Origin of the sequence: Acinetobacter sp. 226, from assembly GCF_048147925.1 — a bacterium.
In the GTDB taxonomy this organism is placed as follows: Bacteria; Pseudomonadota; Gammaproteobacteria; order Pseudomonadales; family Moraxellaceae; genus Acinetobacter; species Acinetobacter pecorum.
Genome location: NZ_JAYWYX010000053.1, coordinates 1 through 6,301 on the forward strand (window position 1 = coordinate 1; position 6,301 = coordinate 6,301).

5 protein-coding genes and 1 pseudogene are annotated in these 6,301 nt (G+C 35.5%); all 6 read right to left on the reverse strand.

Features of this window, described 5'->3' with window-relative positions; genetic code table 11:
- Positions 1-70: 70 nt before the first annotated feature.
- A pseudogene (locus VXP95_RS15060) lies at positions 71-736 on the reverse strand (oligosaccharide flippase family protein); the annotation flags it as partial.
- The gene (locus VXP95_RS15065; RefSeq protein ID WP_416712322.1) at positions 737-1,852 is read right to left on the reverse strand and encodes a DegT/DnrJ/EryC1/StrS family aminotransferase; all 1,116 of its coding nucleotides are present in this window, start codon (positions 1,850-1,852) and stop codon (positions 737-739) included.
- A 62-nt stretch (positions 1,853-1,914) separates the two neighbouring features.
- Positions 1,915-3,006: an acyltransferase family protein gene (locus VXP95_RS15070; protein ID WP_416712323.1), complete on the reverse strand. Its 1,092-nt coding sequence runs from the start codon at positions 3,004-3,006 to the stop codon at positions 1,915-1,917.
- Between the two features lie 69 nt (positions 3,007-3,075).
- Positions 3,076-3,489: a sugar 3,4-ketoisomerase gene (locus VXP95_RS15075; RefSeq protein ID WP_416712324.1), complete on the reverse strand. Its 414-nt coding sequence runs from the start codon at positions 3,487-3,489 to the stop codon at positions 3,076-3,078.
- A gap of 5 nt (positions 3,490-3,494) precedes the next feature.
- Entirely contained in the window at positions 3,495-4,370 is an 876-nt protein-coding gene (rfbA, locus tag VXP95_RS15080) for a glucose-1-phosphate thymidylyltransferase RfbA (RefSeq protein ID WP_416712325.1), read from the reverse strand.
- Complete coding sequence (rfbB, locus tag VXP95_RS15085) at positions 4,370-5,428, reverse strand: dTDP-glucose 4,6-dehydratase (protein WP_191730838.1); 1,059 nt, start codon at positions 5,426-5,428, stop codon at positions 4,370-4,372. Before rfbB ends, rfbA begins: the two co-directional genes overlap by 1 nt.
- Between the last annotated feature and the right edge of the window lie 873 nt (positions 5,429-6,301).

The window sequence follows — 6,301 nt, forward strand, 5'->3', positions numbered from 1 at the left end:
TTTAGGAGTATGTTTATTCATTTTGAAATTATAGGACTGAATAAACCTTATAGGCTAGGTTTGTGCAACAAAGCCCAAAAGAACTAAATTTTTTAGTAATTTCGAGGTCTATTTTTCCAAACAGAGATGAAAATTTAAACCACTTCGCTCGATAACACAGAAATAAAGTCACTATAAATGCAATAGACTGATAAATAGATAATGCAATCAAGGCACCATATAGATGTAATTTTATAGCCAAAATACTGGTAATAATAAGCGCGAATAAACTGCCTGCAATATTGGCAATGACCAGTTTTAATATTTCTTTTTTGCCATTTAATATTGCTAAAAACAAGGTATTAAAATTAAAAAATACTAAAAATACTGCGAACCATACGAAAACATTTTGATATTCAAGAGTATGAAATATATACAGTGATAGCTGGCTTTGGAAAATTAAAATTAATATTGCAAAAATCAGGCTGAATAGAAAAACAAGACTGCCTGCCGTTTTCCAGATTGCACGTTGTCTGTTTTGGTCTTCATGATACTCGGCCGTATATTTAATGACGGCAGTATTAATTGCGCTACCCGCAAAAGTGGTCACCATTTGAATAAAATTTTGAAATTGTCCTAAAGCGGCATATCCAGTCGGTCCCAGATATACAGCCAGAATTTTATTCAGTACAAACAGTGTTAGGGTCTTAATCAACACCGCCACACCATTGAGTACGCTGGCCGTAAGTAAATTCATCTATATTTGAAAACCATTACATAACTGAACAACCTGCTTCGCTTCATCTACAGATAAAGTAGGCCCGATGGGCAAGCTCAAGACCTCGGCATGAATTTGTTCTGAAATTGGTAAACTTAAGCCATTCCACTCTTTATAAGCTTGTTGTTTATGCGGTGGAATCGGATAATGAATCAGTGTCTGTACCCCATGGTCTGCCAGATATTTTTGTAATTCTTCCCGATGTCGGGTTCGAATGACAAACAAATGCCAAACATGCTGGGTATAAGTTTCCGTGTCTATATTTATGAGTGGAAGCTCAAGGGCCGGATTTTGAATTCCTTTTAAATAGAGATCTGCAATCTGGCGGCGATGCTGGTTCTCCCGATCCAAAAATTTCAGTTTTATATTTAGAATTGCAGCCTGGATTTCATCAAGGCGACTATTTACTCCAGGTACCAGATTTTTATATTTTTCATGTGAACCATAATTACGTATAGCCTTTAGCATATCGGCTAACTCGGCATCGTTGGTGGTAATCGCGCCTCCGTCTCCTAATGCACCCAAGTTTTTACCCGGATAAAAACTAAAGCCTGAGGCATCTCCCCAATTTCCTGCTTTTTTACCCCCTATTTCAGCACCGTGAGCTTGGGCTGAATCCTCTAAAACCAGTAAATGGTATTTCTTGGCAATACTCATAATTTCTGGCATTGCAGCAAGCTGTCCATATAAATGAACTGGTAAAATTGCCTTAGTTCGGTCTGTAATGGCTGCTTCAATTTTTTTAGTATCAATATTAAAGGTATGAATATCCGGTTCGACCAGCACCGGTTTTAAATTATTTTGTGAAATCGCCAGAATACTTGCGATATAGGTATTTGAAGGCACAATGACTTCATCCCCTTCATGGAGTTTGCCCAATTCCTTCCAGGCACGCAGGGTCAAAATAAGTGCATCCAGTCCATTCGCCACTCCGACGGCATACTGTGTACCACAATAGTTTGCAAAATTTCGTTCAAATTCTTCTAATTCTTTGCCACATATATACCAGCCTGAATCAATGACCTGCGTACAAGCAGTGATAAGTTTTTCACGGTATTGTGCATTTATTGCTTTTAGATCAAGAAAAGGAATCATTCTTATCAATCTCACATCATTTTTTATTTATTTTTTAATTTCAATTTTATTAAAATCAAAGTTTATTTATTTAGTCCATAATTCTTAGATTTAAAACCTGGTTCTAATAAAAATTGTTTCAATTTCCTATTGAGAGGTTTTTCGATATATTTATACATTAAAAAACTAGCGATCAAGGTAATTATAAAAATAATTCCTGAAAACAGCATTAAATCTATATCGAATGACAGTAGCTTTTTTATATAATTTAAAACTTGAATTTCTAAAACATGAAGCAGATAAAAAGAAAAACTAATTTCACCCGCTAGTACCATATATTTACTTGATAAAAATCTAGTAATAAGGCTCTTTTCCTTTGCAACATGAGATAATGCAAAAACAAGGATAATAGCTGCCATCGGTAGCCAGTAGTAAATAGAATACCTGTAACTTATATTGATATCATCATGAAATACAAAGAATAGAACAAAAAGCAAAATTGCTGCAATTTCAATAACGAAAACAGATCGGTTTATTTTAGAGTAACTTAATTTTATTTTTTCAAAAATATCAAACAGGACCATGCCCAGTAAAAAATCAGAAAAACGCACAAATGGCGAGATATATAACCAATAGTGATTCTGATTTTTATCCAGCTGAAAATTTAATAGTAAAATACCTATAAAATACAAAATAAAAATATAGCCTCTTAATTTTTCAGAGATTAAAAGTGCAAAGGGAAAAAGTAAGTAAAAGAACATTTCATCAGAAATACTCCAGGAAGGAGAATTTAATGAAAAATGAATATTTTCTTCCAGAAAAAAGCTTTGCATCAGAAAAATATGCTGAAACAGGTATTCCCACCCTTGTCCATACTGGATAAAGGTTAATAGAAGCACAATCACCGTAGTTGCAATATGTACCGGATATACCCGTGCTAAGCGAGAAATATAAAACTCTTTTTTTGAAATACTTCCAGTGAGAAATTTTTCTCTATAGTTATAGGCTAAAATAAATCCGCTTAATATAAAGAAGAAACTGACACCTAAAAATCCTTCATTAAAAATATTATTAAAAACATCTGCATAATATGTGTCATTTTTAAGAAAAGCCAAATGACTCAGAAAAACAAATAGTGCAAAAAACATACGCAACGATGTAAGCGGCTTAATCATCTCATACATCTCCTTAATATTTATTATTATTTAAAACCCTGTTTTTTGTTATGCTATTATTTTAATTCACTATTGCGTACAGGTCTTATGCAGTTCTTTTAAAAACTGGTCATAATTGCGGATATAATCGCTTTCTTCATAATAATCGCTTGCCAATACCAGCAATATGCAATCTTTGGAAAAATCATGCATCTCATGCCAAACCATTGGCGGGATAAATAATCCTTTATTAGACTGACCTATTAAGACCTCTAGCTTTTCTTTGCCATTATCCATCAGCATTTTGCAACTGCCTTGAATGCAAAAAGCAATTTGTTGAAGGTCTTTATGTGCATGAAATCCACGAGGAACATCAGGCTGAGTACCGAAAATATAATAGAGCCTTTGTATATTAAAGGGGATATTCCGATTAGCTTCGGCGACCACCAAGCTGCCACGATGATCTCCCAGATTAGGTAATTCTATCCATTCAATAAGATTCATCGTTATTACCCCACTAAAGAAATCAGATATTGTCCATAGCCATTTTTATTCATTGTTTGACCAATCGCTAAAACTTCCTCTCTGCTCAGCCAGCCATTATTCAATGCAATTTCTTCCAGGCAGGCCACTTTATAACCCTGACGTTTTTCAATAGTTTCTACAAATTGAGCTGCCTCAAGCAGACTGCCCTGTGTTCCTGTATCTAACCAGGCAAACCCACGCCCCAACAATTCAACATTTAAATCACCTCGTTCCAGATATGCCTGATTAATCGAGGTAATTTCCAGCTCACCCCGTTCGGAGGGTTGCACCTGTTTGGCAATTTGAATCACATCATTGTCATAAAAATACAGGCCCGTTACGGCGAAGTTAGATTTAGGATGTTTCGGTTTTTCTTCAATTGAAATCACGCGGTGCTGTTCATCAAATTCCACCACGCCAAAGCGCTCAGGATCTTTCACCTGATAACCAAATACCGTTGCTCCTTTTTGCCGTGCTGCAGCTTGACGTAGCATAGGGGTAAAACCTTGCCCGTAGAAAATATTATCGCCCAGCACCAGACATACATTGCTTTGGCCAATAAATTTTTCGCCCAGGATAAAGGCTTGTGCCAAACCATCAGGGCGAGGCTGAATTGCATAACTCAGCTCCATGCCAAACTGTGAACCATCTCCCAATAAACGCTTAAATCCCTCAATATCCTCTGGCGTACTAATAACCAGAACGTCACTGATACCAACTAACATCAGGACAGATAATGGGTAATAAACCATCGGTTTGTCATAAATCGGAAGTAGCTGTTTCGAGATGCCTTTGGTAATCGGATGCAAACGTGTGCCCGAACCACCGGCTAAAATAATCCCCTTGGTTGTGCTAGCCATTAGACTGCCTCCCCTAAACGTTCACGCTGATAAGAACCATCCTGAACGCGATGACACCATGTCAGATTATCCAGATACCACTTCACAGTTTTACGGATACCGGTCTCGAATGATTCCTGTGGCTTCCACCCCAGTTCCCGTTCAATTTTTGATGCATCAATGGCATAGCGCAGATCATGTCCAGGCCGATCATTAACAAAAGTGATGAGGCTTTCATAACGTTCCCCATTCAGTTGAGGTTTTAATTCATCTAAAATCTGACAGATGGTTTTGACTACGTCTATATTTTGTTTTTCATTCCATCCACCAATATTATAGGTCTCACCTACAATGCCTTGAGTCGCAACCTGATATAAAGCGCGGGCATGGTCTTCTACGAAAAGCCAGTCTCGAACCTGCTGACCGTTACCATACACTGGTAAGGACTTCCCTTCCAAAGCATTGAGGATCATCAAAGGAATCAGTTTTTCAGGAAAATGATAAGGTCCATAGTTATTGGAACAGTTTGTGATCACGACTGGCAAACCATAAGTTCTATGCCAGGCACGTACCAGATGATCCGAGCTGGCCTTACTGGCCGAATAAGGTGAACTTGGCAAGTAAGGTGTGGTTTCTGCAAACAGATCGGTTGTGCCTTCCAAATCTCCATAGACCTCATCTGTTGAAATATGGTGGAATTTGAATCTGGATTTTTTAATTTCAGGCAGCTTTTGCCAATACTTTCGTGCAGCTTCTAATAAGGTATAGGTACCGACAATATTTGTTTTAATAAATTCGGCTGGGCCATCGATGGATCGGTCCACATGAGACTCTGCCGCTAGATGCATGACCACATCGGGTTCAAAGCTTGCAAATAGTCGTGTTAAAGCTGCATGATCACAAATATCAGTTTGAGAGAAATGGTAACGTGGGTGATCCGATATAGAAATTAAAGATTCTAGATTACCCGCATAAGTTAACTTATCAACATTTAAGACTTGATGTTCAGTCTCCTTGACCAGATGCCGGATGACAGCAGATCCAATAAAACCGGCTCCACCAGTCACTAATATTTTCATCACCATTTTAAATACCCTTTAATATTTTTATTCTACTTTTCACTAATTATTTTTAATATATTGATGCCTTTTAAGCGTCTCTTTTTTATTGATTTGTTTATAAGATATATTAATTCTATTACACAAGCCACTTACAAAAAAAGCCGATACTTAAATGTAGTTACATTTTATGAATCTATTTTAGTTTTTAAAAATATTTTTACCCTATATTGATCTTAATCTTGTACATACCTTCTAGCCAATATTGCTCTAATATTCATCATTTTTTTTATTCCAATACTTTAATTAACAATGTTTTATTTTAATTGCATAAGGCATAATTATTTTATAAATTATTAAACTAATGCTTAAATTAAATAAAAATCAACAATCTAAGAAACCTTTAGATCAGATAAAAATTATATGAAAATACTTTCCTCGATTAATTTCTATCGTTATTGCTTCTTTCATAGGATTCAACTCATCTATTAAAAAATAACAATTAGAAACAATTAATCTTCTTTATAACCTTAAAAAATTTTCTATATCTCTACCGCTTGTTCGATCAAGCTTTCACGTCCATTTTCGTCCATCTTTTTGCAAAATCTTAGCCTAGCGTTATTTAATTGGGTCAAAAATAGCTATAGACAAGGTATGTGATATATTATATTTTTTAGACGTTAATCACATAAATCGAATTAAAAAAATTAATAATTATTAATAAATACCAATTCTGAACATATAAAAATAAAGGGGTTTCAAGTGAACCATAGACACCTTTTAGGTATTTTTACCTTAAGCCTATCTTTAGTTGGATGTGGCTTTGTTGCACAAACCTAGCCTATAAGGTTTATTCAGTCCTATAATTTCAAAATGAATAAACATACTCCTAAA

Bases quoted from the DNA above. Each gene is read 5' to 3' on its own strand.
- rfbB (WP_191730838.1), bottom strand. From the start codon at position 5,428: ATGAAAATATTAGTGACTGGTGGAGCCGGTTTTATTGGATCTGCTGTC.
- VXP95_RS15075 (WP_416712324.1), bottom strand. From the start codon at position 3,489: ATGAATCTTATTGAATGGATAGAATTACCTAATCTGGGAGATCATCGT.
- VXP95_RS15070 (WP_416712323.1), bottom strand. From the start codon at position 3,006: ATGATTAAGCCGCTTACATCGTTGCGTATGTTTTTTGCACTATTTGTT.
- VXP95_RS15065 (WP_416712322.1), bottom strand. From the start codon at position 1,852: ATGATTCCTTTTCTTGATCTAAAAGCAATAAATGCACAATACCGTGAA.
- rfbA (WP_416712325.1), bottom strand. From the start codon at position 4,370: ATGGCTAGCACAACCAAGGGGATTATTTTAGCCGGTGGTTCGGGCACA.